The 22,570-nt window shown below is 63.7% G+C and carries 26 protein-coding genes and 5 tRNA genes; 20 read left to right on the forward strand and 11 right to left on the reverse strand.

Annotated elements, in window-relative coordinates:
- Window positions 1–95 precede the first annotated feature (95 nt).
- Complete coding sequence (locus JGZ97_RS08935) at window positions 96–467, forward strand: hypothetical protein (RefSeq protein WP_207062285.1); 372 nt, start codon at window positions 96–98, stop codon at window positions 465–467.
- Here the strand turns inward: JGZ97_RS08935 and JGZ97_RS08940 are convergent.
- The 9 genes from JGZ97_RS08940 to JGZ97_RS08980 are packed head-to-tail and all read right to left on the reverse strand — an operon-like array spanning window position 448 to window position 8,087.
- On the reverse strand, window positions 448–948 hold the full coding sequence (locus JGZ97_RS08940) for a pyrimidine dimer DNA glycosylase/endonuclease V (protein WP_207062286.1): 501 nt from the start codon (window positions 946–948) through the stop codon (window positions 448–450). The genes JGZ97_RS08935 and JGZ97_RS08940 overlap by 20 nt on opposite strands.
- An 18-nt stretch (window positions 949–966) precedes the next feature.
- Window positions 967–1,395 (reverse strand): nuclear transport factor 2 family protein, encoded by a 429-nt coding sequence (locus JGZ97_RS08945; protein WP_207062287.1) that lies wholly within the window; start codon window positions 1,393–1,395, stop codon window positions 967–969.
- Window positions 1,396–1,397: 2 nt separating this feature from the next.
- Window positions 1,398–2,177, reverse strand: a complete 780-nt coding sequence (locus tag JGZ97_RS08950) for an SDR family oxidoreductase (protein WP_207062288.1) — start codon at window positions 2,175–2,177, stop codon at window positions 1,398–1,400.
- Between the two features lie 28 nt (window positions 2,178–2,205).
- Window positions 2,206–2,898 (reverse strand): DUF6134 family protein, encoded by a 693-nt coding sequence (locus JGZ97_RS08955; RefSeq protein WP_207062289.1) that lies wholly within the window; start codon window positions 2,896–2,898, stop codon window positions 2,206–2,208.
- Complete coding sequence (locus JGZ97_RS08960; RefSeq protein ID WP_207062290.1) at window positions 2,895–3,374, reverse strand: DUF3833 domain-containing protein; 480 nt, start codon at window positions 3,372–3,374, stop codon at window positions 2,895–2,897. The genes JGZ97_RS08955 and JGZ97_RS08960 overlap by 4 nt, the downstream gene beginning before the upstream one ends.
- Window positions 3,375–3,424: 50 nt before the next feature.
- Window positions 3,425–4,750, reverse strand: a complete 1,326-nt coding sequence (locus JGZ97_RS08965; protein WP_207062291.1) for an MFS transporter — start codon at window positions 4,748–4,750, stop codon at window positions 3,425–3,427.
- Window positions 4,716–5,957 (reverse strand): cyclopropane-fatty-acyl-phospholipid synthase family protein, encoded by a 1,242-nt coding sequence (locus JGZ97_RS08970; RefSeq protein WP_207062292.1) that lies wholly within the window; start codon window positions 5,955–5,957, stop codon window positions 4,716–4,718. Before JGZ97_RS08970 ends, JGZ97_RS08965 begins: the two co-directional genes overlap by 35 nt.
- A gap of 1 nt (window position 5,958) precedes the next feature.
- Entirely contained in the window at window positions 5,959–6,732 is a 774-nt protein-coding gene (locus JGZ97_RS08975; protein WP_207062293.1) for a DUF1365 domain-containing protein, read from the reverse strand.
- Window positions 6,732–8,087, reverse strand: a complete 1,356-nt coding sequence (locus JGZ97_RS08980; protein ID WP_207062294.1) for an NAD(P)/FAD-dependent oxidoreductase — start codon at window positions 8,085–8,087, stop codon at window positions 6,732–6,734. The genes JGZ97_RS08975 and JGZ97_RS08980 overlap by 1 nt, the downstream gene beginning before the upstream one ends.
- Window positions 8,088–8,234: 147 nt before the next feature.
- Between JGZ97_RS08980 and JGZ97_RS08985 the strand changes: the two genes are divergently transcribed.
- Together JGZ97_RS08985 and JGZ97_RS08990 are read left to right on the forward strand one after the other, a co-directional pair.
- Window positions 8,235–8,822 (forward strand): sigma-70 family RNA polymerase sigma factor, encoded by a 588-nt coding sequence (locus tag JGZ97_RS08985; protein ID WP_242521650.1) that lies wholly within the window; start codon window positions 8,235–8,237, stop codon window positions 8,820–8,822.
- Window positions 8,819–9,472 (forward strand): ChrR family anti-sigma-E factor, encoded by a 654-nt coding sequence (locus tag JGZ97_RS08990; protein ID WP_207062295.1) that lies wholly within the window; start codon window positions 8,819–8,821, stop codon window positions 9,470–9,472. The genes JGZ97_RS08985 and JGZ97_RS08990 overlap by 4 nt, the downstream gene beginning before the upstream one ends.
- Before the next feature lie 226 nt (window positions 9,473–9,698).
- On the opposite strand, the gene JGZ97_RS08995 is transcribed toward JGZ97_RS08990, so the two are convergent.
- Entirely contained in the window at window positions 9,699–10,358 is a 660-nt protein-coding gene (locus tag JGZ97_RS08995; protein WP_207062296.1) for an HAD family hydrolase, read from the reverse strand.
- A 144-nt stretch (window positions 10,359–10,502) separates the two neighbouring features.
- Here JGZ97_RS08995 and rppH point away from each other — a divergent pair, with 144 nt between their 5' ends.
- Window positions 10,503–11,006: an RNA pyrophosphohydrolase gene (gene rppH / locus JGZ97_RS09000; RefSeq protein WP_207062297.1), complete on the forward strand. Its 504-nt coding sequence runs from the start codon at window positions 10,503–10,505 to the stop codon at window positions 11,004–11,006.
- A 5-nt stretch (window positions 11,007–11,011) separates the two neighbouring features.
- Entirely contained in the window at window positions 11,012–13,294 is a 2,283-nt protein-coding gene (ptsP, locus tag JGZ97_RS09005) for a phosphoenolpyruvate--protein phosphotransferase (protein ID WP_207062298.1), read from the forward strand.
- Between the two features lie 48 nt (window positions 13,295–13,342).
- Here the strand turns inward: ptsP and JGZ97_RS09010 are convergent, their stop codons facing one another.
- The gene (locus tag JGZ97_RS09010) at window positions 13,343–14,113 is read right to left on the reverse strand and encodes an NRDE family protein (RefSeq protein ID WP_207062299.1); all 771 of its coding nucleotides are present in this window, start codon (window positions 14,111–14,113) and stop codon (window positions 13,343–13,345) included.
- A gap of 100 nt (window positions 14,114–14,213) precedes the next feature.
- On the opposite strand from JGZ97_RS09010, the gene JGZ97_RS09015 reads away from it, so the two are divergent.
- The 15 genes from JGZ97_RS09015 (at window position 14,214) to nusG (ending at window position 22,506) form a co-directional block, all read left to right on the forward strand.
- A complete protein-coding gene (locus tag JGZ97_RS09015) occupies window positions 14,214–15,002 on the forward strand; it encodes a sulfite exporter TauE/SafE family protein (RefSeq protein ID WP_207062300.1) in 789 nt (262 codons plus the stop codon).
- Between the two features lie 15 nt (window positions 15,003–15,017).
- Entirely contained in the window at window positions 15,018–15,824 is an 807-nt protein-coding gene (lgt, locus tag JGZ97_RS09020) for a prolipoprotein diacylglyceryl transferase (RefSeq protein ID WP_207062301.1), read from the forward strand.
- Window positions 15,821–16,615, forward strand: a complete 795-nt coding sequence (locus JGZ97_RS09025; RefSeq protein WP_207062302.1) for a thymidylate synthase — start codon at window positions 15,821–15,823, stop codon at window positions 16,613–16,615. Before lgt ends, JGZ97_RS09025 begins: the two co-directional genes overlap by 4 nt.
- Before the next feature lie 91 nt (window positions 16,616–16,706).
- The gene (locus JGZ97_RS09030; protein ID WP_207062303.1) at window positions 16,707–17,213 is read left to right on the forward strand and encodes a dihydrofolate reductase; all 507 of its coding nucleotides are present in this window, start codon (window positions 16,707–16,709) and stop codon (window positions 17,211–17,213) included.
- A gap of 4 nt (window positions 17,214–17,217) precedes the next feature.
- On the forward strand, window positions 17,218–18,192 hold the full coding sequence (gene birA, locus JGZ97_RS09035; protein ID WP_207062304.1) for a bifunctional biotin--[acetyl-CoA-carboxylase] ligase/biotin operon repressor BirA: 975 nt from the start codon (window positions 17,218–17,220) through the stop codon (window positions 18,190–18,192).
- Window positions 18,189–18,905: a type III pantothenate kinase gene (locus JGZ97_RS09040; protein WP_207062305.1), complete on the forward strand. Its 717-nt coding sequence runs from the start codon at window positions 18,189–18,191 to the stop codon at window positions 18,903–18,905. The genes birA and JGZ97_RS09040 overlap by 4 nt, the downstream gene beginning before the upstream one ends.
- Before the next feature lie 9 nt (window positions 18,906–18,914).
- Complete coding sequence (locus tag JGZ97_RS09045; protein WP_207062306.1) at window positions 18,915–19,628, forward strand: hypothetical protein; 714 nt, start codon at window positions 18,915–18,917, stop codon at window positions 19,626–19,628.
- A 29-nt stretch (window positions 19,629–19,657) separates the two neighbouring features.
- Window positions 19,658–19,733: transfer RNA gene (locus tag JGZ97_RS09050), tRNA-Thr, on the forward strand.
- 43 nt (window positions 19,734–19,776) lie between these two features.
- Window positions 19,777–19,860, forward strand: a tRNA-Tyr gene (locus JGZ97_RS09055).
- 22 nt (window positions 19,861–19,882) lie between these two features.
- Window positions 19,883–19,957 (forward strand) — tRNA-Gly (locus JGZ97_RS09060).
- A gap of 21 nt (window positions 19,958–19,978) precedes the next feature.
- Window positions 19,979–20,053, forward strand: a tRNA-Thr gene (locus JGZ97_RS09065).
- Window positions 20,054–20,148: 95 nt separating this feature from the next.
- Complete coding sequence (tuf, locus tag JGZ97_RS09070) at window positions 20,149–21,375, forward strand: elongation factor Tu (RefSeq protein WP_207062307.1); 1,227 nt, start codon at window positions 20,149–20,151, stop codon at window positions 21,373–21,375.
- A 52-nt stretch (window positions 21,376–21,427) separates the two neighbouring features.
- A tRNA-Trp gene (locus tag JGZ97_RS09075) sits at window positions 21,428–21,503 on the forward strand.
- An 80-nt stretch (window positions 21,504–21,583) separates the two neighbouring features.
- Window positions 21,584–21,952 (forward strand): preprotein translocase subunit SecE, encoded by a 369-nt coding sequence (gene secE, locus JGZ97_RS09080; protein WP_207062308.1) that lies wholly within the window; start codon window positions 21,584–21,586, stop codon window positions 21,950–21,952.
- 11 nt (window positions 21,953–21,963) lie between these two features.
- The gene (gene nusG, locus JGZ97_RS09085; RefSeq protein WP_207062309.1) at window positions 21,964–22,506 is read left to right on the forward strand and encodes a transcription termination/antitermination protein NusG; all 543 of its coding nucleotides are present in this window, start codon (window positions 21,964–21,966) and stop codon (window positions 22,504–22,506) included.
- The last annotated feature ends 64 nt before the right edge of the window (window positions 22,507–22,570 follow it).

Genomic DNA, 22,570 nt, shown 5'->3' on the forward strand with positions numbered 1-22,570 from the left:
CCAGATAGGAGGGGGCTTCATAGGTTGAGCAGCCCCTTTTGGGAAAAGCTGTAAGAGCCGCTATTATCGCTCCTTCACGATCTGGGACACGGGTTATGCGAGCTCTTTTCTCTTTCATTGGGCGTCATTGGTGCGCCTGCAGCCTACTGCTATTAAGCACCGTTACCCTGCTTTCGCTCTGGCCCCTGGACAGCCTGCCGCCGGTGCCGGGCAGCGACAAAACCCACCACCTGATTGCCTACGCGGCGGTTGCCTTTCCGGCCGCGCTGGCCCGTCCCCGCGCCTGGGGTCTCTGGCTGCTGTCGTTCTGGGGCTGGAGCGGGCTGATCGAACTGGCCCAGCCCTGGGCCAACCGCTACGGCGAGTGGCTGGATCTGGCCGCCAATGGCGTGGGCATCGTCATCGGCTTTGGTTTTGCCTGGCTGTGCCGGCGCTGGCCGGGGGCGGTTAAACGACCGATTTCCTGATAGCCGACGTCAGCGACGTCTGCATCCACGCCGGCGCTGCACGCCGGGTCCAGCGGGCGAAGGCGGCTTTCTCATGGCGGTAGAAGGCGCGGTAGGCCGCCACCGGGTCGCCCGGCTGGCGATAGGTCTCGGGCATGGCCTGGGCGAAGGGGGTCAGTCCCTGAGATTCGATTCGAAACCGGCTGACCTCTTGCAGCACCTTCATGGAAGCGTGATCCCGCTCCTTCCGGTAGCGGTAGCGATACTCCCGGTTCAAGGCTTCAGTGAGCGCCCTGAGCCAGCGCATGTTGTCGTAGGACTCGGCGGCCCAGCGCACGCAGGGGTGCTTGTCGTGGGTGGGGCGGTAGGGGGGCGTGAAGCCGTGGTGGTGCAGGGCGGTGCAGAGAATCTGCACCTGCTCGAGGATCATCTTCACCACGTGCTGGTCGCAGTGGTAGCGGGCGCAAGGCTCGATCTCAAGATCCAGGATAAAGATATTCATGGTTTTTTGAGGGTTTGCTCAGGGCTTGAGGCGTCGCGCGATCAGCCGGATCAGGCTGCCGAGCAGCGGCAGCCGCTGGTAAAAGTGGCTGGCTGCGTCCCAGTGGTCGATATGGGCGCGGACCTTGCCGTCCTCGGTAAAATGCAGCTCGCTGACGCCGGGGAAACTCCAGGGTTGGCCCCGCAGCTGGCCGCTGAACTGCCAGCGCAATAAACAGACATCCCCGTCCCAGCCCCGGTAGCGAATTCGAAAGCGGGGGGTTTCCACCTGGCGGGCAAAAAATGCCAGGTAATCGGCCAGTGGCTGACGTCCCTCCAGTTGGTGAAACGGATCGCTGAAATGGACGTCCTCGGTGACGCAGGCCTCGAGCCCCTCGCAACCCTGCTCCAGGCGGTTGAAGAGTTTGATATAGGCTTCCAGGCCGGCGCGCTGGCTGTCGTTGGCCATGCTCAGTCCTCCAGCATGCGCCGTGTGATGGCGAAGTAGGCGGGATAGGGCAGGTGGCGCAGCAGCCCCATTATCAAGGCGAAGCGGCGCGGAAAGCGTATCTCAAACCGGGACTGGTCGAGCCCCCGGGCGATGTGGCGGGCGGCTTGCGGGGCCTCGATCAGAAAGGGCATGGGAAAGGTGTTGCGATCGGTGAGCGGTGTTTTGACAAAGCCGGGGTTGATCACCTGCAGCTTCACGCCATCCCGGGCCAGCTCCGGTCGCAGGCACTCGCAGAGGTTGATCAGCGCCGCCTTGCTGGCGCCGTAGGCGCTGGCAGTCGGAAGTCCCCGGTAGCCGGCCAGCGAGGCCACTACCGCTATCTGCCCGTGCTGGCGCCGGCGCATCGATTGCAGCAGCGGCTGCAGGCTGTTGACGGTGCCCATCACGTTGAGCTCAAGCAGCTCGTAGAAGGCTTCACGGTCAAAGTCGGCGGCAGTCATCGGTCGATGGGTGCCGGCGTTGAGCACCGCCCGCCCCACCGGGCCCCAGTCGCGCTCGATCTGCTCGATGGTGTGGAGGCAGGCCGCGGGATCCAGCACGTCCAGTGGATAGGGGCGAATGGCACCGGGCGGCGCCTCGCTGTGACGGGCCAGGGCCGCCAGCTTCTCTTCACTGCGGGCGCTGGCGGCGACCCGCCAGCCCCGTCGTGCCAGCTCCAGGCTCAGGGCCGCGCCGATGCCCTGGCTGGCGCCGGTGATCCAGGCGACGGGTCTGGGGGTATCGGATCCCTCGTGCTTCATGGTTGTTGTCTCTAAGCCCAGCCTCAAGTTAGGTTCCCTGTCCGCAGCGTCGGCAGCGGAAGGTGACTTCCACCCCCTTCTTGTCCAGAAAACTGAGTCCGACCCAGCGTCCTTTCCGGTCGTACCAGACGTCGGTGTTGTCGAGCTCGCCCCGGTAACGGTAGCGCATGGCTTCGAGACGCCGCCCTTCGGCCTCCAGCATTTCCCGTCCGACCGGTTCCACGTCTACCTGGTTGACCTCGCCGGTGAGGGTGTTGACCACCCGTTCGCTGTTCACCACCGCCGCATCGTAATGGTGGGTGGGCAGCACCGGCAGCCGGATCTTTTCGCCGTCGCTGGAATGCAGCCACTGGCCCTGGCGGGTGAAAAGATGGCGGCGGGTGTCGTCGTCCTCGTCGATGCGCACCTCCAGCGTCTCGAGCCGGCCGTCGCGCCAGCGCTCGATCCCCTGGTAGCGGAACGAGAACCGCCAGAGCAGCCAGCGCACATCCAGCTCCATCCGCGCCTCGACGCGCCACTGCCGATCGTCTCCGTGAAAGCGGGTTTCGTAACGTCCCACCGCTTTGCCATCGCGCAGCACATCGAAGATCAGGGCGTCGCCGTAGAGGTCGCGCCAAGGATGGGGTGATGCAGATTCGGGTTGCTGCGGCGCTGACCAGGCGTGACCTGCACCCAGTAACAGGCCCAGCACGAGGGGCGCTGCGAGCAGTCTTGGGCTCATGAAGCCGGTCCCCGCTTGCTGAAGAAGACCGTCAGGGTGCCAAGCTCCAGGCCCCACTTGGTCACCGAGGTGCGGCTCACCACCACCCCGCCGGGCTGCAGCCAGAGCCAGTCATTGAAATTGACCACCCAGTGGTTTTCGCCCACCGGCAGGTTAAGCTGGTAGCGCCACTGAAAGGCGTTGCCCGCGGTCTGTCCCCGGGCCTCGCCGACCACGTCGCCGGCGGTGCCCGTGTAAAGGTTGTCGTCGCCCCGCACGATGCGCCAGATGCGTTGCTCGGTCTCGCCGTCGCTGTAGACAAAGTGCTCGTCCAGGGTCAGCGTCTGTCCATCCCAGTCGCCTTGAATTTCTGCCTGGAACTGGCGTTTAAGGTTGCCGAAGCGGTCTTCAAACACGCCCCACGCCCAGGTTTTTCCCTGAAAGTAGGTTTCCGGCTTGAACAGCGGTTGCTGGCCCTCGAACTGCCTGATGTTCATGTCGCTGCACCCTAGAAGGAATGTTAACGCGATGGCGGTCAGTAGCGCTTTCACGGACGGTGCGCCTCCCTTGTCTGCGCCTGAGGCGCGGTGGTCGGGGCGGCGGACCCCGCCAGGTTAAAACCCCACATGAGCGAGACCGCCATACCTTTTACTACGCAGGGCAGCCAGGCGTAGATCACCGCCAAGGCGACAAGGGCTGATTCGCGCTGGGTGGTTGCGCCCTCCTCCCAGCCTGTGAGGTTCAGCAGGAGAGGGCCCAGCCCCACCCCCACAGCCAGCGAGAGCTTGATCACCAGGCTCGCGCCGGCGTAGTGCAGGGCCGGCTGGTGGCGGCCGGTCTGGGCTTCTTCCCAGCGCACCACCTGGGCCTGAATGCTGTGGGGCAGGGCCAGGTCGGCGCCCAGGGTGGCGCCGGTTATCAGTACCACCAGGGCATAGATAGCCGGGTCGGCGGGGAGCAGGGGCAGCAGGGCGAACGCGGCGATGGCCAGCCCCATGGCGCTGCACCAGACCCGGGGCTGGGAGTGTCTGCGGGCCAGCCGCCGCCATAGCGGGAGAAACGCCAGCCCGGCGCAGAAGTAAAGCAACAGGAAAACGCCCCGCTGGGTCTCCGCCAGCCCCAGCCAATGGGTGATCATCAGGGGAAACAGGACCGCCGCCACGGCGTTGGCCAGCCCGTTCAGCCACCAGACCGCGAGCAGCCGTCGTTGCGGCGCCAGGCGAAACAGGGCTCGCCAGTCGTACCGCTCAAACCGGGGGCGGGGTGAGGGCAGGAGGCGCAGCATGGCGCTGAGGCTGAGGGCGCCCCAGCCCAGGGTGGCCAGGCACAGGGAAAAGAAAATCTGCTGCTGGCTCCACTGCAGCCAGCCGCCCAGCGCCGGCCACAGGGCCGAGAGCACCAGCCCCACCATGCCGGCGCCTTCGCGCAGGGTGCTCAGTTGCAGGCGCTCCTGGTTGCTGTTGCCCAGGCTCGCCAGCCAGGCCGTGTAGGGCACCTGGACCAGGGTCCAGCCGGTAAAGAGCAGGCTGCTGAAGCCCAGCAGCCAGAGCCCGCCGGCATCTGCTGGCGGGATGCTGAGCCCCACCAGGCCGGGGGCCAGGATCAGCGCACCCAGCACCAGCCAGCCCTTGCGTCCGGCGCGTCCCAGGGGGCGGTCGCAGAGCCTCGCGGCGAAGGCGTCGCTGGCGACATCGAGCAGGCGGGCGAACATCAGCCAGGTGCCCACCTCGGCGAGGCCCAGTGTCGTGGTCTCGGCGTAATAGACCGGCAGCAGCACGTACAGCGGCAGGGTCGGCAGGGCCATGGCCACCGCCGGCAGGGCGTAACTCCAGCGCTGGCTAGGACTCAGTGCCGATCTGGTAGAGGCGGACATCGATGGAGCCGGCGCGAAAGCCGCTCTCGCAGTAAGCCAGGTAGTAGCGCCAGAGCCGGTAGAAGCGCTCATCGAAGCCCTGTTTCCGAATGCGCGGCCAGGCCTCGACAAAGGCCCGGTGCCAATGGGCCAGGGTGCGGGCGTAATCGGCGCCGAAGCCCTCTTCGTGCAGCAGCCGCAGGCCCGCGCCTTGAATCTGTTCGCGCATGCGCGAGGGGGAGGGCAGCATGCCGCCGGGGAAAATGTAGCGTTGAATGAAGTCACTGCCGCGACGGTAGGTCTCAAAACGGGCGTCATCGATGGTGATCACCTGGACCACCGCCCTGCCGCCCGGCTTGAGGAGCTGCCGCAGGCGCTGAAAATAGAGCGGCCAGTTGGCTTCCCCCACCGCTTCGAGCATCTCGATGGAGACGATGCCGTCGTAGCGTTGCTGCAGGTCCCGGTAGTCGGTCAGGCTGCAGCGGGCGCGTTCACCAAAGGAGGCGAGGCGCTCGCGGCTCCAGGCCAACTGCTCCTGAGAGAGGGTCACGCCGTACCAGTGGCTGTCGTGGTCCCTGAGCAGGGCCTCCCCGAAGCCGCCCCAGCCGCAGCCGATCTCCAGCACCCGGTCCCGGGGCTGGGGCGCCAGCAGCTGCAGAATGCGCCGGTACTTGCGCTGCTGGGCCAGCTCCAGGGGCTCATCGGGGGTGGCGAAGAGGGCCGAGGAGTAGGTCATGGAGGGGTCGAGCCAGAGGCGGTAGAAGTCGTTGCCCAGGTCATAGTGGTAGGCGATATTGCGCCGGCTGCCGCGACGGGTATTGGCATTGAGCCGGTGCAGCAGTCGATTGACCGCTGTCGCCAGCCAGGAGCCGGCAAAGGCCCGGTCCAGCGCCGCTTCGTTGGCCATCGCCCAGTCGGTCAGGGCCACCAGGTCGTCGCACGCCCAGTCGTCGGCCATAAAACCCTCGGCCCAGCCGGTCAGGCCGCCGAACCAACCCCGCAGTAACGCCTTAGCGCGGCGGATTCTGAGCCGGGGCAGGGGGACGCCGTCGCGGGTCTGCCCCAATGCCAGCTCGCGGCCATCGGGCAGTACCAGTCGCAGGCGGGAGACCTCCGCCTGTTCCAGGCGACTGATGAGGGCGCGGTAGAGCAGCGGCAGCCTGCGCGCAGGGGCTGAAGGGACAGTCAGGTTGACGGCGGCTTCGCTCTCGCTCAGGCGTTGTTTCATCTCAGTTTTCCTCTTGCCATTTGCACAGGCCTCGGCTGACCTGAAAGTGGGATGTCTTTTGGTAGCGAACCAGGGGCACGCGCTTGATCCACAGCTTCAGCGCCTCCCAGTGGATGGCTGCCAGGGTCTTGAACGACATGGACGGCGTAAGCAGCAACCGCGCCAGCGCCGAAAATTCGAGGGGGCGCCGTTCGCCGCTCCAGCGCGCCTGAAACAGCGGCCCCGAGGAATCGTCTTGCAAAATCAACAGGCTGAAGCGCTCGGCCGGGGGCTGGACCTGAAACCGATAGCGACAGTCCATGGCTATGAAAGGCGACACGTACATGGCTTTGTCTGCCTGCTGCCGGAGGGGGCGGCAGGCATCCGCGGCAATCAGGTAGAGGTGGCGCTCGCCAAAGGTGTTGCTCACCTCGTACAGGGTGGCGGTCAGCGTCCCCTCCCGGTTATAGCAAAAGTAGACGCTCAGGCTGTTGAAGAGGTAGCCCAGGCAGCGGGGCTGGCAGAGCAGGCATACACGATGAGGCGCGCTCAGCCCGGCGGCCAGCAGCTGCTCGCTGATGTAGGCCTTGAGGTCATCCCGGTTCCCGGGTCCGAAATCACGGGGCTCGAAACGAAACAGCCCCCGGCGCCGGAAGCTGAATCCCTGCAGGGTCTGGTCGAGCAGCGTTAGCTCGTCCAGATCCAGGTACCAGCCGGTAAAACGGTAGCTGAAGCGGTGCCGGCGCGGCCGCAGCCGCTGGTGCATCACTTCGCCTGCATAGAGGCAGGAGTGCATCAGGCCGCCTCCGGGTGCTGTCCGCGCCGGCGCCAGTCGAGGGGCAGGTGCAGGCGGTCATACATGCCGTCCACCTGCCAGGGACGATCCTGGCCGCCCAGGGCTTCGGCGACCGCCAGCCCCGACTGCAGACCGTCCTCGTGAAAGCCGTAGCCGAACCAGGCGCCGCAGAACCAGGTGTGTTGAACACCCTGCAGGGACCAGAGCTGCTGCTGCGCCTGCAGCGCGTGAAGGTCGAACAGCGGGTGATCGTAGAGAAAAGCCGCGTGGACCTTGTCCGGGTCCGGCTCCTGATAGGGGTTCAGGGTCACGAACAGGGGCGTGGAAGCGGGCAGGTGCTGCAGGCGGTTCATCCAGTAGGTCACTGCCAGTTGGGGATTGTCCGCGCTTTGGCGCAGGTAGTTCCAACTGGACCAGACCCGCCGGCGCCGGGGCATCAGGCGCTCATCGCTGTGCAGCAGGGTGCGGTTGCGTTCGAACCGGAACGCCCCCAGCAGTTGTCGCTCCTGTTCATCGGCGTCGCCCAGCAACTTCAGGGCCTGGTCGGCGTGGCAGGCCAGCACCACGTGGTCGAACCAGTGCGCCTGGCCCTGCCAGTCGGTGACGATCACCTGGGTTTTGCCGCCCATGACCTGGCGCCGGACGCTGCGTGCGCCCCGGTTGGCAAGGGCGCCTTCGCCGAGGGTGGCCAGCAGGCGGTTGACGTAGACCCGGCTGCCGCCCTTGACCGTATGCCACTGGGGGCGGTCGCTTACCTGCAGCAGTCCGTGGTTGTGGCAGAAACGCAAAAAGCTCTTGGCGGGGAAATCCAGCATCTTGTCCCGCGGGGTGGACCAGATGGCGGCCCCCATGGGTAGCAGGTGTTCCTCGCGAAAGGCCTCGCCGTAGCCGTGCTGCTGCAACAGCTCGCCCAGGGACAGCGTGTCCGGCACGGTATCCAGCAGCGCCGGGGACTCCCGGTAAAACCGCAGAATGTCCAGCACCATGCGCCAGAAGCGGGGACGCAGCAAGTTGCTTCGCTGGCCAAAGAGCCCGTTCAGGTCGGTGCCGGCGTACTCCAGCCGACCCTCGTCGAGGGAGACCGAGAAGGACATCTCCGTGGGGATCACCGGGATGCCCAGGTAGTCGAACAGGGCTACTAGGTTTGGATAACTGGTTGGGTTGAAGACGATAAAGCCGGTGTCCACGTCGATGGGGCCGTCTTGGCCAGCGACCGTCAGGGTGTTGGAGTGGCCGCCGAAACGGTCGTCTTTCTCGAACAGCGTGACCTGGTGATTCTGGTTCAGCAGCCAGGCGCAGCTCAGGCCGCTGATTCCGGAGCCGATCACGGCGATGTTGAGCGCAGCGTGAGTCATGGGCGTGTCTCTCTTTTATTTTTAGCTTCTTACGCGAGCTGCGCCGGTTTGGATCACGGACCTGCGAAGAAGGGGTTATGGCCTAGAGTAAAGACTGTGATCCGGAAGCCTTACAAGCGCGTAGAGAACAAGGAGAAGGGAGTTGCGATGTCGCCGCAGGCAAATAACGAACGCGTAGGTGATGCACACTGGGCTGAACTGATGGCACGTATCGCCGACAATCGGGACAAAAACGCCTTTTCCCGGGTTTACGACCACTTTGCTCCCCGGGTGAAAAGCTATCTGCTGGGGCAGGGTGCGCAGGAGGCGCTCGCCGATGAGCTGCTCCAGGCCGCGCTCTTGCAAGTGTGGGAGAAGGCGGGCCAGTTCAATGCCCGGGTGGGTTCGCTGTCGACCTGGATCTACCGCATTGCCCGCAACCGCTACTTTGACCACCTGCGCCGGGAGCGGGTGCGGGACCGACCGCCGCCTGATGCCTGGCTGCAACAGGAGGATGAGTTTGAGCGGGAGGTTCACGGTGGCACTCAAACGGAGGTCGAGCGGGAGCGGCTCAGCGTCGAAAACGCACTCAAGCAGCTGCCCTCCCGCCAAGCCCAGGTGCTGTACATGTCGTTTTACCAGGGCAAGACTCACGTCGAGATCGCAGGCGAGATGGATATTCCCTTGGGCAGCGTCAAGTCATCGCTGCGACTGGCTTTTGAGAAACTCCGCTGCAGTTTGGGAGCGCACTTATGAATATGCTTTTTCATCCTGACGACGCCACCCTGGCCAGCTATGCCGCCTGCGGGGTCGAGCGAAACTATTCCATCGTGCTGGACCTGCACATCCGCGAGTGCCGGCACTGCCAGCAGCGCATCAGCGACGCCGACCACATCGGCGGGGCGTTGCTGCAGGCGCTGCCCGCTGCCCCCTTGGGCCAGGAGCAAAAGGCCGCGGTGATGGCCCTGCTCGACGGTATTGCCCCAGCGCCCGGGGTGAAAGCGCCTGCGCCGGCGCCCGAGGAGATGCCGAAGATCCTGGAGGTACTGCGTAACTGGAGGCAGGCAGACTTGGACGCTTTGCCCTGGAAACCGATGGCGCCGGGAATTCGGCGGATTCCCATCGAGGTACCGCAGGGGCGGCTCAACCTGCTGCGCATTGCACCGGGCACCTGCCTGCCGGTGCACAGCCATCAAGGCAATGAGCTGACTATGGTCCTGAGGGGCTCGTTCAGTGACGAAATCGGCCGTTTCACGCCGGGGAATGTGGCGGACCTCGACGACGATGTGGAGCACCAGCCGATTGCCGATAGGGACGAGGATTGCATCTGCCTGGTGGCCACCGACGCGCCGCTCCGGTTCCGTGACTGGCTACCGCAGTTATTGCAGCCCCTGTTTCGTCTTTAGGGAGGTATTGAGAGGGGGCAAAGCGAAATCAGCTCGTCGATGCTGGCAGGCTGTCCGTTGCGGGCGGCCTGTTTGCGTTAGCAGGGGGCGGAAAAAGGCCGCCACCCCGTTTCAATCGCGTTCTTCAGCCGCCAGATCGGACTCCGCTCCTGCATCGGGCGGCTTCTTTCTATATCGCCATAGCTGATGCGACCCGCTTCAGGGGCCACGGTGCTGCTCCGGGCTGTCAGTCGCGCAGGCTGATGACCTGCCATCCGCGGGATCGGGCGTGCTCCAGCAGCTGCGGGTCGGGGTCCACCGCCACCGGGTTTTCCACCGCCTCAAGGAGGGGGATGTCGTTGTGGGAGTCGCTGTAGAAGTAGCTGCCGGCGAGGTCGTGGCGGCTCTCCTCGAGCCAGGCATGCAGCCGTTCCACCTTGCCCGCCTGGTAGCAGGGCGTGCCAAAAGGCTTTCCGGTGTAGTAGCCCTCTGCGGTGACCTCCGGCTCGCTGGCCAGGATGTCATCGACACCCAGGCGCTCGGCGATGGGGCCGGTGACAAAGCGGTTGGTGGCGGTGATGATCAGCAGGAAGTCGCCGGCCCTGCGGTGGCGTTCGAGCAGCGCCTCGGCGGCCGGGAGTCGAATCGGCTCGATCTTGTCGGCCATGAAGTCGTCGTGCAGCGCGCGCAGCTCCTGCGGTGAGAAGCGTGCCAGGGGCGCCAGCGCGAAGGCCAGGTAGGCGTGAATATCCAGCTGTCCCTGTTTATAGTCGGCATAGAAGCGGTCGTTGGCTTCCTTGAAGGCCTGGCCGTCGACGACTTTGCGTTCCACCAGGAATTCGCCCCAGGCGTGATCACTGTCCCCCGCGATCAGGGTGTTATCCAGGTCAAAAATCGCCAGGCTCACGGCTATACTCCTGTGGTTAAACGAGCGCTCAGCATAGAGACTGTTAAGGGAACTGGCAATAACGCGGCGGGGTGGCCGGCGGGCGATTGGTGAATCATTCAAAGTGTGGAACAATAGGCTCATCAACCCTCGGAACTTACCTACGTGATTGATTCAGACGGATTTCGTCCCAATGTGGGGATCATCTTATGCAACGACCTGGGGCAGGTGCTCTGGGCCCGTCGTATTGGTCAGGATGCCTGGCAGTTCCCGCAGGGGGGGATTAACGACAACGAGACGCCCGAGCAGGCCATGTACCGGGAGCTCAAGGAGGAAGTGGGGCTTGATCCCGGCGATGTGGAACTGATCTCCTGTACCCGCGGCTGGCTTCGCTACCGCCTGCCCAAGCGCATGATCCGTTACCACTCCCGTCCGCTGTGCATCGGCCAGAAGCAGAAGTGGTTCCTGCTGCGGCTGATCGCCGACGAGGGCTTGGTCTCCTTTGCCCACTCTCCCAAGCCTGAATTCGACGGTTGGCGCTGGGTCAGCTACTGGTATCCGCTGAGCCAGGTGATTTCCTTCAAGCGGGAGGTCTATCGCAAGGCCATGAAAGAGCTGGTCGGCCGTCACTCCCGTTTGACTCAGAACCTTCTTAACGGCAGCGGATAATCGTCATGCTGGATATGCTGCGCAAGATAGTGCAACAGGTAAATGCCGCCAAAAGTTTGGACGCGGCCCTGGACATTATCGTCAAGCGTATCCAGCAGGCCATGAATACCCAGGTCTGCTCCGTTTACCTGCTCGACCCCGCTTCCCAGCAATACGTGATGATGGCCACCGAGGGGCTCAACCCCAAGATGGTGGGCCAGGTGAGCCTGGCGCTCTCCGAGGGCGTGGTGGGCAAGGTGGCCGCCAGGGCCGAGCCCATTAACCTCGAAGATGCCTCCAAGCACCCATCCTACTACTACGTCGCGGGCAGCGGCGAAGAGAACTTCACCTCCTTTCTCGGCGTGCCCATCATCCACCAGCGCAAGGTGCTCGGCGTGCTGGTGGTGCAGGAGCAGCGCCAGCGCCACTTCAATGAAAGCGAGGAGGCGTTCCTGGTCACCATGTCGGCGCAGCTGGCCGGGGTGATTGCCCATGCCGAAGTGACCGGCGGGGTGACCGTCACCCCCGACAGCGACAAGGCCCGCAGCGATGCCAAGTTCGACGGTGTGGCCGGCGCGCCGGGCGTTGCGATCGGCACCGCTGTGGTGATTGCGCCTCCGGCTGACCTGGACGGCGTGCCCGATCAGCAGAGCGAGGCGCCGGAGCTGGAGCTGCAGCGTTTTGAAGAAGCACTGGAGCAGGTGCGCCACGATATTCGCGTGGTGGGGCGCAGCCTCGCCAAGCGTCTGAAAGGCGAGGAGCAGGCCCTGTTCGACGTCTACCTGCGGATGCTGGACGACAACGCCCTGGCGGGCGAGGTGATGGAACTGATCGGCCAGGGGCAATGGGCGCCGGGGGCGCTGCGCCAGGTGGTCCAGAGCCACGTGCAGAAGTTCAGCCTGATGGAGGACCCGTACCTGCGCGAGCGCGCCACCGATATCAAGGACCTGGGGCGGCGTGTGCTGGCTTACCTGCAAAAGCAGACCGCGGGGCGCCCGACGCAGTATCCTGACAACACCATCGTGGTGGCCGAGGAGATCACCCCGGCGATGCTGGGCGAGGTGCCCACCGACAAGCTGGTCGGGCTGGTGTCCGTCATGGGCTCGGGGAACTCCCACGCGGCCATTCTGGCCCGCTCCATGGGGATACCCACGGTCATGGGAGCGGTGGATTTCCCTACGACGCAGATGCACGGGCGTGAACTGATCCTGGACGGTTTCTCCGGACGTATCTTTGCCAACCCCTCCTCCGAATTGCTGCATTTCTACGACGACATCCTGCGCAACGAGCAGCAGCTGACGGCGGGCCTGGAGGCGCTCAAGGACCAGCCTTCCGTGACCCAGGACGGTTACAAGATGCCGCTGTGGGTCAACACCGGCCTGGTTACCGACGTGGCCCTTTCGCTGGACAAGGGGGCCGAGGGGATTGGTCTTTACCGGACTGAAGTCCCGTTCATGATCAAGGAGTTCTTTCCCAGCGAGGTGGAGCAGAAGAAGAGCTACCGCAAGCAGCTCGAGCCTTTCGCACCGCGCCCCGTCACCATGCGGACCCTGGACATCGGCGGCGACAAGTCCCTGCCCTACTTCCCCATTGTCGAGGACAACCCGTTCCTGGGCTGGCGCGGCATCCGTGTCACCCTGGATCATCCCGAGATCTTCCTGGTCCAGGTGCGGGCCATGCTTCTGGCCAGCGAAGGGCTCGATAACCTGCGCATCATGCTCCCGATGGTCTCCAACGTAATGGAGATCGACGAGGGGGTGGCGCTGATCAACCAGGCGTTCGCCGAGCTGATGGACGAGGGGCACCAGATCCTGCAGCCGGAAGTGGGGGTGATGGTGGAGGTGCCGGCGGCGGTTTACCAGGTGCGGGCCTTTGCCCGGCGGGTGGACTTCATCTCCGTGGGCAGCAACGACCTGACCCAGTACCTGCTGGCGGTCGATCGCAACAACCCCCGCGTCGCGGGACTCTACTACTCCTTTCATCCTGCGGTGCTGCAGGCCCTGCAGGGTATCGTCAGCGAGGCGCACAAGGAGCAGGTGCAGGTCAGTATTTGTGGCGAGATGGCGGGCGACCCCGGTGGCGCGCTGCTGCTGATGGCGATGGGGTACGACGTGCTGTCCATGAACGCCACCAATCTGCCGCGGGTCAAGTCCGCCATTCGCGGGGTCTCCATGCCCCAGGCACGGACCCTGCTCGACACGGTGATGGCGATGGAGGACCCGGAGGCGATCCAGGCCGAGATCAATGACACCCTGCACCGGGTAGGGCTGGGGCGCCTGACCCGGCCGGTGACTCACGACGGCCCCTGAGGCGTTGGCGGCGGCTTCTCCGATACCCTTGCCTGGGTACGCTGGAACTCAACCGGTCAGGGTGAGCCGCTCGCAGTGGCGATCGCCGGCGCCGGTGGCGTCGTAGTTCTGCTCCAGAAACTCAACCTCATTGTCCGCATTGATCGTCAGTACGGTACTGGCGCGGGTGCCGTAGGTTTCGCCGTGAATAAAGCAGGGGGCCAGGGTGCGTTCAAGGTCCAGCCCCACGCCGGTGTCGGGGAGCTGGGCATCCTCCGGTGAATGACGGTTCTGCAGCAGGGGAAGCAGGTCCCGTGCCGCCAGCACGTCCCTGGACAGCGCCTTTTCAAGGCCCGCTTTGAGGGTCTGCACCTTGGGCCAGGGTGTGTTCAGGGTGGCGTTGCTGAGTCCATACACCCCGGGCCCCAGGGGCTGCGGCGGGCAGCCGTCGCGATTGCTGTAGAAATAGAGCCCGTCGCCATCGCCCAGCAGCAGGTTGAAGCCACCGTAGGCGTCAGGCTCGCGGGTCAGCTCCTCCAGAAACGGCGCTGCCGGCTGTGCCCCCTGCAGAAATCCCCGGGTCAGGCTGCCGCGGGAACGGTGCCTGGGGTCGGCCGGCCGACGGCCGTCCCGTACGTTGGTCACGGCGGCAAGGCGACCCTGCCGTGTGACACCCAGCCAGGTGCCGCCCTGGACCAGGTCCTGCCCGGCGAGCAGGTCGGGGTGTTCCGGCCAGAAATGTGCCCGTCGCGTGGGGCGCTCGTAGAACTCGTCCCGGTTGGCGACCAGGATCAGGGGGTAGCGGGGATGGACGCGGTAGGCGAAGGCGATCAGGCACATGGGGCCTCGAACCGGGACAGGCGTAACGGGTGGATAGAGGGTTGCTTGATAGGGGATAATAGCGCCCTGCTGAAATTCGCTCAAACATAGGCCCAAGTCGTTGCTGTTTCTCTCATATCTTATTCTGGGTGCCTGCGCCGGCCTGCTGGCCGGTCTCTTTGGCATCGGCGGCGGCCTGATTATCGTGCCGGTGCTGGTGATCTCTTTCGAACTGCAGGGCATGTCGCCGGAGGTGCTGACCCATGTGGCGGTGGGCACCTCCCTGGCGACCATCATCGTGACCTCGCTCAGCTCCATTCGCAGTCATCACCTCAAGCAGGCGGTCAGCTGGAACCTGTTCTGGCCCCTGGCGGCGGGGATCTGCCTGGGGGCCATTCTCGGGGTCAAGACCGCGGGGCGGCTCAGCGGTCCCGCCTTGCAGACCGCGATCGGCGTGTTCGCGGTGCTGATCGCTATCCAGATGGCGCTGGGCCTGCGTCCCAAGGGAGCGCAGCGCCTTCCCGGCCGGCCGGCGCTGGTCGGTGCCGGTGGCGTGATCGGCTGGGCCTCGGCGATCTTCGGCATCGGCGGTGGCTCGCTGACGGTCCCTTACCTGAGCTGGAAAGGGGTGCGCATGCAAGAAGCGGTGGGAACCTCCGCCGCCTGCGGTCTGCCCATTGCCCTGATGGGTGCCCTGGCCAACGTCGAAGAAGGCTGGGGCAACCCCGAGCTGATGCCCTGGAGCCTGGGGTATGTGTATCTTCCGGCGTTCCTTGGGATCGTGTTGGCAAGCGCTTACTTTGCCCGACTTGGCGCCCTGCTGGCTCATCGCCTCCCGGCAACGATACTGCGTCGAATTTTCGCCCTGCTGCTGTTTAGCGTGGGGCTGCGCTTTTTACTCGCGAACTAAAGGAAGCCTGCGATCATGTTGACCTATCCCGCCATTGACCCCGTTGCCCTGGAAATCGGGCCGCTGAAGGTCCACTGGTACGGCCTGATGTACCTTGCGGGCTTTGCCGCCGCCTGGCTCCTGGCCAACCGTCGCGCGGTGCGGCCCGGCTCCGGCTGGAACCGGGAGCAGGTCTCCGACCTGATCTTTTACGGGGCGCTGGGGGTGATCCTCGGCGGACGTTTTGGCTACGTGGTCTTTTACAATTTCGATCAGTTTCTCGCCGACCCGCTGTGGCTGTTCCGGGTCTGGGAGGGGGGGATGGCCTTCCACGGTGGCCTGCTCGGCGTTTGCGTGGGTCTCTGGCTGTTTGCCCGGCGTCACGGCAAGGGCTTTTTCCAGGTGGCTGATTTCACAGCGCCTCTGGTGCCCATCGGCTTGGGGCTGGGCCGAATCGGCAACTTTATCGGCGGCGAACTCTGGGGCCGGGCCAGCGATGTGCCCTGGGCCATGGTGTTCCCCGGCAGCGATGGTCTGGCGCGGCATCCGTCGCAGCTATACCAGTTCGCGCTGGAGGGGGTGGCGCTGTTCACCATTCTCTGGTGGTTTTCGTCCAAGCCCCGTCCGGCCATGGCGGTCTCCGGGCTTTTTCTCGCGTGTTACGGAAGCTTCCGCTTCATCGTTGAGTTTTTCCGGCAGCCCGACGCCCATATCGGCTTCATCGCCTTTGAATGGCTGACCATGGGCCAATTGCTGTCGCTGCCAATGATCGCTCTGGGCGTCTTTATGCTGCTGGCCGCCTACCACCGCCAAGCAGCCACCGAAAAGGGAGTAAAGCAATGAAACAGTATCTGGACCTGATGCGTCATGTGCGGGAAAACGGCGTTTTCAAGGGCGACCGCACCGGCACCGGGACCCTCAGTATCTTCGGCCACCAGATGCGCTTTGACCTGAGCCAGGGGTTTCCCTTGGTGACGACCAAAAAGTGTCACCTGCGCTCGATCATTCATGAGCTGCTCTGGTTCCTGAAGGGCGACACCAATATCGCCTACCTGAATGAGAACGGGGTGCGGATCTGGGACGAGTGGGCCGATGAAAATGGTGACCTGGGGCCGGTTTACGGGCACCAGTGGCGCTCCTGGCCTACACCGGAGGGCGGCACCGTTGACCAGATCCGGCTGCTGATCGATCAGATTCGCAACAACCCGGACTCGCGCCGATTGATCGTCAGCGCCTGGAACGTGCCCGAGGTGAACCGCATGGCGCTGCCGCCCTGCCATACCCTGTTCCAGTTCTACGTCAGTGAGGGACGGCTCTCCTGCCAGCTTTACCAGCGCAGCGCCGATATCTTCCTCGGGGTGCCCTTCAATATTGCCAGCTATGCCTTGTTGACCATGATGGTGGCCCAGGTCTGCGATCTGGAGCCGGGAGACTTTGTGCACACCTTCGGGGATGCCCACCTCTATACCAATCACCTGGAGCAGGCGGACCTGCAACTCACCCGCGAGCCGCTGCCGCTGCCGACCATGAAGCTCAACCCGCAGGTGAAGGACATATTCGCCTTCCGCTTTGAAGACTTTGAGCTGCAGGGCTACCAGGCGCACCCCCATATCGCCGCGCCCGTGGCGGTCTGAGTGCCGGCAGCAGCAGGGGCAGCGTGCCCCTCGATTGCCAGTGACCGCTGCGGCGAATACACTCAACCCTTTTTCGGGTTGAGTTCTTCATATGCAGTTGGCGCTTATCGTTGCCCAGTCGCGCAACCGTGTGATCGGGCGGAACAATAAACTTCCTTGGCACCTGCCCAAAGACCTGCAGTACTTCAAGTCGGTCACGCTGGGCAAGGTCATTATCATGGGGCGCAAAACCTTCGAGTCCATCGGTCGGCCCCTGCCTGGGCGCACCAATGTCGTGGTGACCCGGGATGCCAGCTACAGCCGCCCCGGTATCGAGGTGGCGCACTCCCTGGAGGAGGCCCTGGCCAAGGCCGAGGCGGTTTCCCTGATCAACGGCGCCGAGGAGGCGCTGGTCATTGGCGGCGGCGAGCTCTATCAGCAGGCGCTGCCACGGGCGCAGCGTCTCTACCTGACCCAGGTCCACGCGGATGTCTGTGGCGATGCCTACTTCCCAGCGCTGGAGGCTGCGCAGTGGCAGGAGGTGGCCCGGGAGGACTACCCCGCTGAGGAGCCGAACCCATACCCCTACAGCTTTATCGTGCTGGACCGGCGGGGATAAGCCGGTGACGCTGCGATCCTTGTTAAGCACCCTTGCGGACGGCGAATTTCACTCGGGGCAGGCGTTGGGTGAGGCGCTTGGCGTGAGCCGTGCGGCGATTTGGAAGCAGCTGAAAAAGCTGGATGAGCTGGGTGTGCGGTTGCACTCGGTCAAGGGGCGGGGCTACCGGGTCGCCGGAGGTCTGGATCTGCTGGATCCGCAGCGGATCGAGGCCGGCCTTGAGGATGGCGTGCGCGCTCGCCTGGGGCCTATTGCGCTGGCATTGAGCCTGCCGTCGACCAACGAGGCGGCGCTGCAGGGGAGCGCTCAGGGGGGCGGAGGCGGACGTCTTTACCTCGCCGAGCGCCAGACCGCGGGCAAGGGTCGGCGCGGGCGTACCTGGGTCAGCCCTTTTGCCCGTAACCTCTATTTTTCCCTGGTCTGGGACTTCGCCGGGGGAGCCGCCGCGCTGGAGGGGCTGAGCTTGGTGGTGGGGCTGGCGGTTCGCCACGGGCTGATGGATAGCGGCGTTGAGGGGATTGATCTCAAATGGCCCAATGACTTGCTGGTGGACGGGCGCAAGCTGGGCGGCATCCTGCTGGAGATGACCGGTGATGCCTCGGGGCAGTGCCAGGTTGTGATCGGGGTGGGGATCAATGTGGCGATGCCTGATGAGGTGGCGGCGGAGATCGACCAGCCCTGGATCGACGTGCGTACCGCCGGCGGCGTATCCCCGGGGCGCAACCTATTGCTGGCGGCGGTGCTGAACCGCCTGGTTCCCTCCCTGGAGCGTTTCTCCGAGCAGGGTTTTGCCTCCTTTCGTGCCGAGTGGGAGGCGTGCAATGCCCACCAGGGGCGGCAGGTGGTGTTGCAGACCAGCCGGGTCCAGATACAGGGCCGCTGCCTGGGCGTTGACGACAAGGGAGCGCTGTTGCTCGAGACCGAAGACGGCGTGCAGGCCTGTCACGGCGGCGAGCTGAGCCTGCGGGGGCTGGAATGATCCTGGACCTTGACCTGGGTAACACTTTTCTCAAATGGCGCTGCGGCGATCAGCGGGGGCGCTGTGTCAGTGCTGAATTGACGGGCGAAGCCCTTGCGCAGGCCTGGCAGACGCTGACCCCGGCACGGGTGCGTCTGGCCTCGGTGGCCGGCGAGAGCGCCGAGCAGTTGATCGAGGCGGTGGTCCATGAACGCTGGGGGGTGTCGCTGGAAAAAGCGCGAACCGAGGCCGCTGCCGCGGGCGTCGTTAACAGTTACGAGGTGCCTGGGCGGATGGGCGTCGATCGCTGGCTGGCAATGCTGGCCGGCTATGAGCGGGCCCGGGGGGGCTGTTGTGTCGTGGACTGCGGCAGCGCCATCACCGTCGACCTGGTTGATGAAAATGGCAGTCACCTGGGCGGCTACATCATGCCGGGGCTGCGCTTGATGCGCGAGAGCCTGTTGAGCCGCACCCAGCGCGTGCGGCCCGAGGGTGAGCCCCTGGCGGAGCGGGTCTCTCCGGGGCGGAGTACCGAGGAATGTGTCGATCACGGAATCTACCTTATGCTGGCGGGACTCGCCGAGCGGGTGGCGACCGATTGCGACCGTCTGCTGGGAGCGGAGGCTGCTTTATTTATTACCGGCGGCGACGGCGAGACGTTCTACCGGCTGGCCGGCGTGGGCAGCCTGGTACCGGACCTAGTGCTCGAGGGGCTTGAGCGGGCCTTGCCCTGAGGAATTGCAATGCGTTGGCTGTTTTTGATTTTGGTATTGCTGAACGGGGTCCTTTACGCCTGGTTCGTTACCGAGCAGCAGGCCCGGGAGTTGCGGCGTGAGCAGGCGCGTCCGGATCACAGCGGGCTGGATACCCTGGCTTTGCTGTCCGAGGTGCCCGCAGACCAGCTGAAGCCCCGGCAGGTGCCCGAGGAGTTGGCGGCGGAGGTCCCGGTGGAGGAGCCGCTGGCGCCGGACGTCTGTTACCGGGTCGGCGAATTCGAGGAGGCCAGGGCCGCGGGGGCGTTTGTCGACGTGTTGGGCAACGGGACGCTGCAGGCGCAAGTGACCAAGGGACTGCGTCCCCTTGCCCCTGATCACTGGGTTTATGTGCAGGCCCCGGCGGGAGGGCTGCGGGTCGAATCCTTGCGGCGCACCCTCCGGGTCGACGGGCTGGATAGCTACTTGGTGAGACAGGGTCCGTTGAGCGGTCAGCTGTCGATCGGTCTGTATCGCAATAAGGAGTCGGCCGAGGCGTTGTTAGCCGCGTTGCTGGACAAGGGCTACCCCGCCAAGATGTTTCTAAAAGAGCGCTTTGAGCCGATTTATTTTGTTGATATCCGGACCAAAGCTTCGCAGGAATGGCACCAGCGCTGGCAGCGGAAACTGGCCCCTGGGAACCCGGGTTTAAAAAATGAAAAAAAATCCTGCGAGGGGGTTGCAAGCGAACAGGGCGCTGAGTAATATTTCGGCCTCCTGAGTTGAGGCGGCACGCCGGCATAGCTCAGTTGGTAGAGCAACTGACTTGTAATCAGTAGGTCCCGAGTTCGACTCTTGGTGCCGGCACCATCTCAAGGCGGGCGACTACGATCTCGTAGAGGTTGGTAGGCGTGGTGAGGTTCCCGAGTGGCCAAAGGGATCAGACTGTAAATCTGACGCGCGAGCTTCGGTGGTTCGAATCCACCCCTCACCACCAGCTGCTCAGGTAATAAGCTTATGCGGGTATGGTATAATGGCTATTACCTCAGCCTTCCAAGCTGAAGATGCGGGTTCGATTCCCGCTACCCGCTCCAGCTTGCTGGTTATGGAATTGGGCTCCAGTAGCTCAGGGGTAGAGCACACCCTTGGTAAGGGTGAGGCCGGCGGTTCAAATCCGCCCTGGAGCTCCATTCCATAGGCAGTCGCTGAACAAAGGGCAGATATAGCAATATATCTGCCCTTTGTTGTGTTTGGGTCAAAAAAGTTAAAGCATCGGGAGATGGTGATGTCCAAGGAAACTTTTGAGCGTACAAAACCCCATGTCAATGTCGGCACCATCGGTCATGTCGATCATGGCAAGACCACGCTGACCGCGGCGTTGACCCGTGTCTGTGCCGAAGTGTGGGGTACCGGCGAGCTGCGTGCGTTCGACCAGATCGACAACGCACCGGAAGAGCGTGAGCGGGGTATCACCATTGCGACCTCTCACGTGGAGTACGACTCGCCTGTCCGTCACTACGCTCACGTTGATTGCCCTGGTCACGCCGACTACGTCAAGAACATGATCACCGGTGCCGCCCAGATGGACGGTGCGATCTTGGTGTGCGGTGCCACCGACGGCCCTATGCCTCAGACTCGTGAGCACATCCTGCTGTCCCGTCAGGTTGGCGTGCCTTTTATCGTCGTGTTCCTTAACAAGGCTGACCTGCTGGCTGACGACTGTGGCGGCGCTGACAGCGAAGAGTACGCCGAGATGTTGGAGCTGGTCGAAATGGAGCTGCGTGACCTGCTGTCCGAGTACGACTTTCCTGGCGATGACACCCCGATCATTCCCGGTTCTGCCCTGATGGCGCTGAACGGCGAGGACGACAACGAGATGGGTACCACCGCTGTTAAGAAGCTGGTGGAGACTCTGGATGAGTACATTCCTGAGCCTGAGCGTGCCATCGACGGTGCCTTCATCATGCCCATCGAGGACGTATTCTCCATCCAGGGGCGTGGTACCGTGGTTACCGGTCGTGTTGAGCGCGGTATCGTCAAGGTGGGTGAAGAGGTTGAGATCGTCGGCATCAAGGAGACTACCAAGACCACCTGTACCGGTGTCGAGATGTTCCGCAAGCTGTTGGACGAGGGTCGTGCCGGTGAGAACGTAGGTGTTCTGCTGCGCGGTACCAAGCGTGACGACGTTGAGCGTGGCCAGGTGTTGGCCAAGCCTGGCTCGATTACGCCGCACACTTTGTTTGAGGGCGAGGTGTACGTGCTGGGCAAGGATGAGGGTGGTCGTCACACCCCTTTCTTTAACGGCTACCGTCCCCAGTTCTATTTCCGTACCACGGATGTTACCGGTTCTGTCACGCTGCCCGAGGGGGTGGAGATGGTGATGCCTGGTGATAACGTGCAGATGAAAGTAAACCTGATTGCGCCCATCGCCATGGACGAAGGTCTGCGCTTCGCGATCCGCGAAGGCGGCCGTACCGTGGGTGCCGGCGTGGTATCTAAGATCATTGAGTAATACCGGTTGCAAAGGGTTGGGGGCGCAGATATAATCTGCCTCCCATTGCGACAGGCCAGTGGCTCAATTGGCAGAGCAGCGGTCTCCAAAACCGCAGGTTGGGGGTTCGAGTCCCTCCTGGCCTGCCATTTCTTAGCTTGATAAGGAATGGCAAGTGTCCCTGAACCGGCGTTCAAGTTCGGTCCTGTCTGTATAGAGGCTCCAGCGCATGAGTGCGAAAGCTGATTCTGGTGAATCCAAGCTTGATTCTTTGAAGTGGATTGTGGTTGTGCTGCTGGTAGCAGTAGGTGTTGCCGGCAATTCGTATTATTCCGATCAGTCCCTGCTGTATCGGGTGCTGGCGTTGCTGGCGCTGGCGCTGGTCGCGGGTTTTGTTGCCCTGCAGACCGCCAAGGGGAAGGCGTTCTTTGATCTGTTCAAGGAGGCCAAGCTAGAGATTCGCAAGGTGGTCTGGCCGACGCGGCAGGAGACCTTGCAGACCACTGCGATCGTGGTGGTGTTCGTTTTGCTGGTCGGGCTGCTGCTCTGGGCGATCGACTCGCTGTTGAGCTGGATCGTGTCCGGCGTTATCGGTTAAGGGGTTCTCGCGTGGCGAAGCGTTGGTATGTTGTGCATGCTTATTCAGGCTATGAAAAGCGTGTGATGCAATCTTTGAAAGAGCGTATCGAGCTGCAGAGTATGCAGGACCTCTTCGGTGAGATTCTGGTTCCGACCGAGGAAGTGGTCGAGATGCGGTCCGGGCAGAAGCGCAAGTCTGAGCGTAAATTCTATCCCGGCTACGTGCTGGTGCAGATGGAGCTGACCGAGGCGTCCTGGCACCTGGTCAAGGGCACGCCCCGCGTGATGGGCTTTATCGGAGAGGATCCCAAGAATCCGGGCAAGGTCTCTCCCATCACTGAAAAAGAAGCCGATGCCATCCTGCAGCGTGTAGAGGCCGGTGTGGACAAGCCGCGGCCCAAGACGATCTTCGAGCCCGGCGAGATGGTGCGGGTTACCGACGGTCCTTTCGCCGACTTCAGCGGTGTGGTGGAAGAGGTCAATTACGAGAAGAGTCGCGTCCAGGTCGCGGTGCTGATCTTCGGTCGCTCTACCCCTGTGGAGCTGGAGTTCGGTCAAGTCGAGAAAGACTAAACAAAATTCGAGAGGCAGTGGGTCTGCGGTGCGGGCCCGCTGTCTTGTTGTAACCGGGGAGCCG

The organism is Motiliproteus sp. SC1-56 (assembly GCF_017309075.1).
Classification (GTDB): Bacteria; Pseudomonadota; Gammaproteobacteria; order Pseudomonadales; family Balneatricaceae; genus Motiliproteus.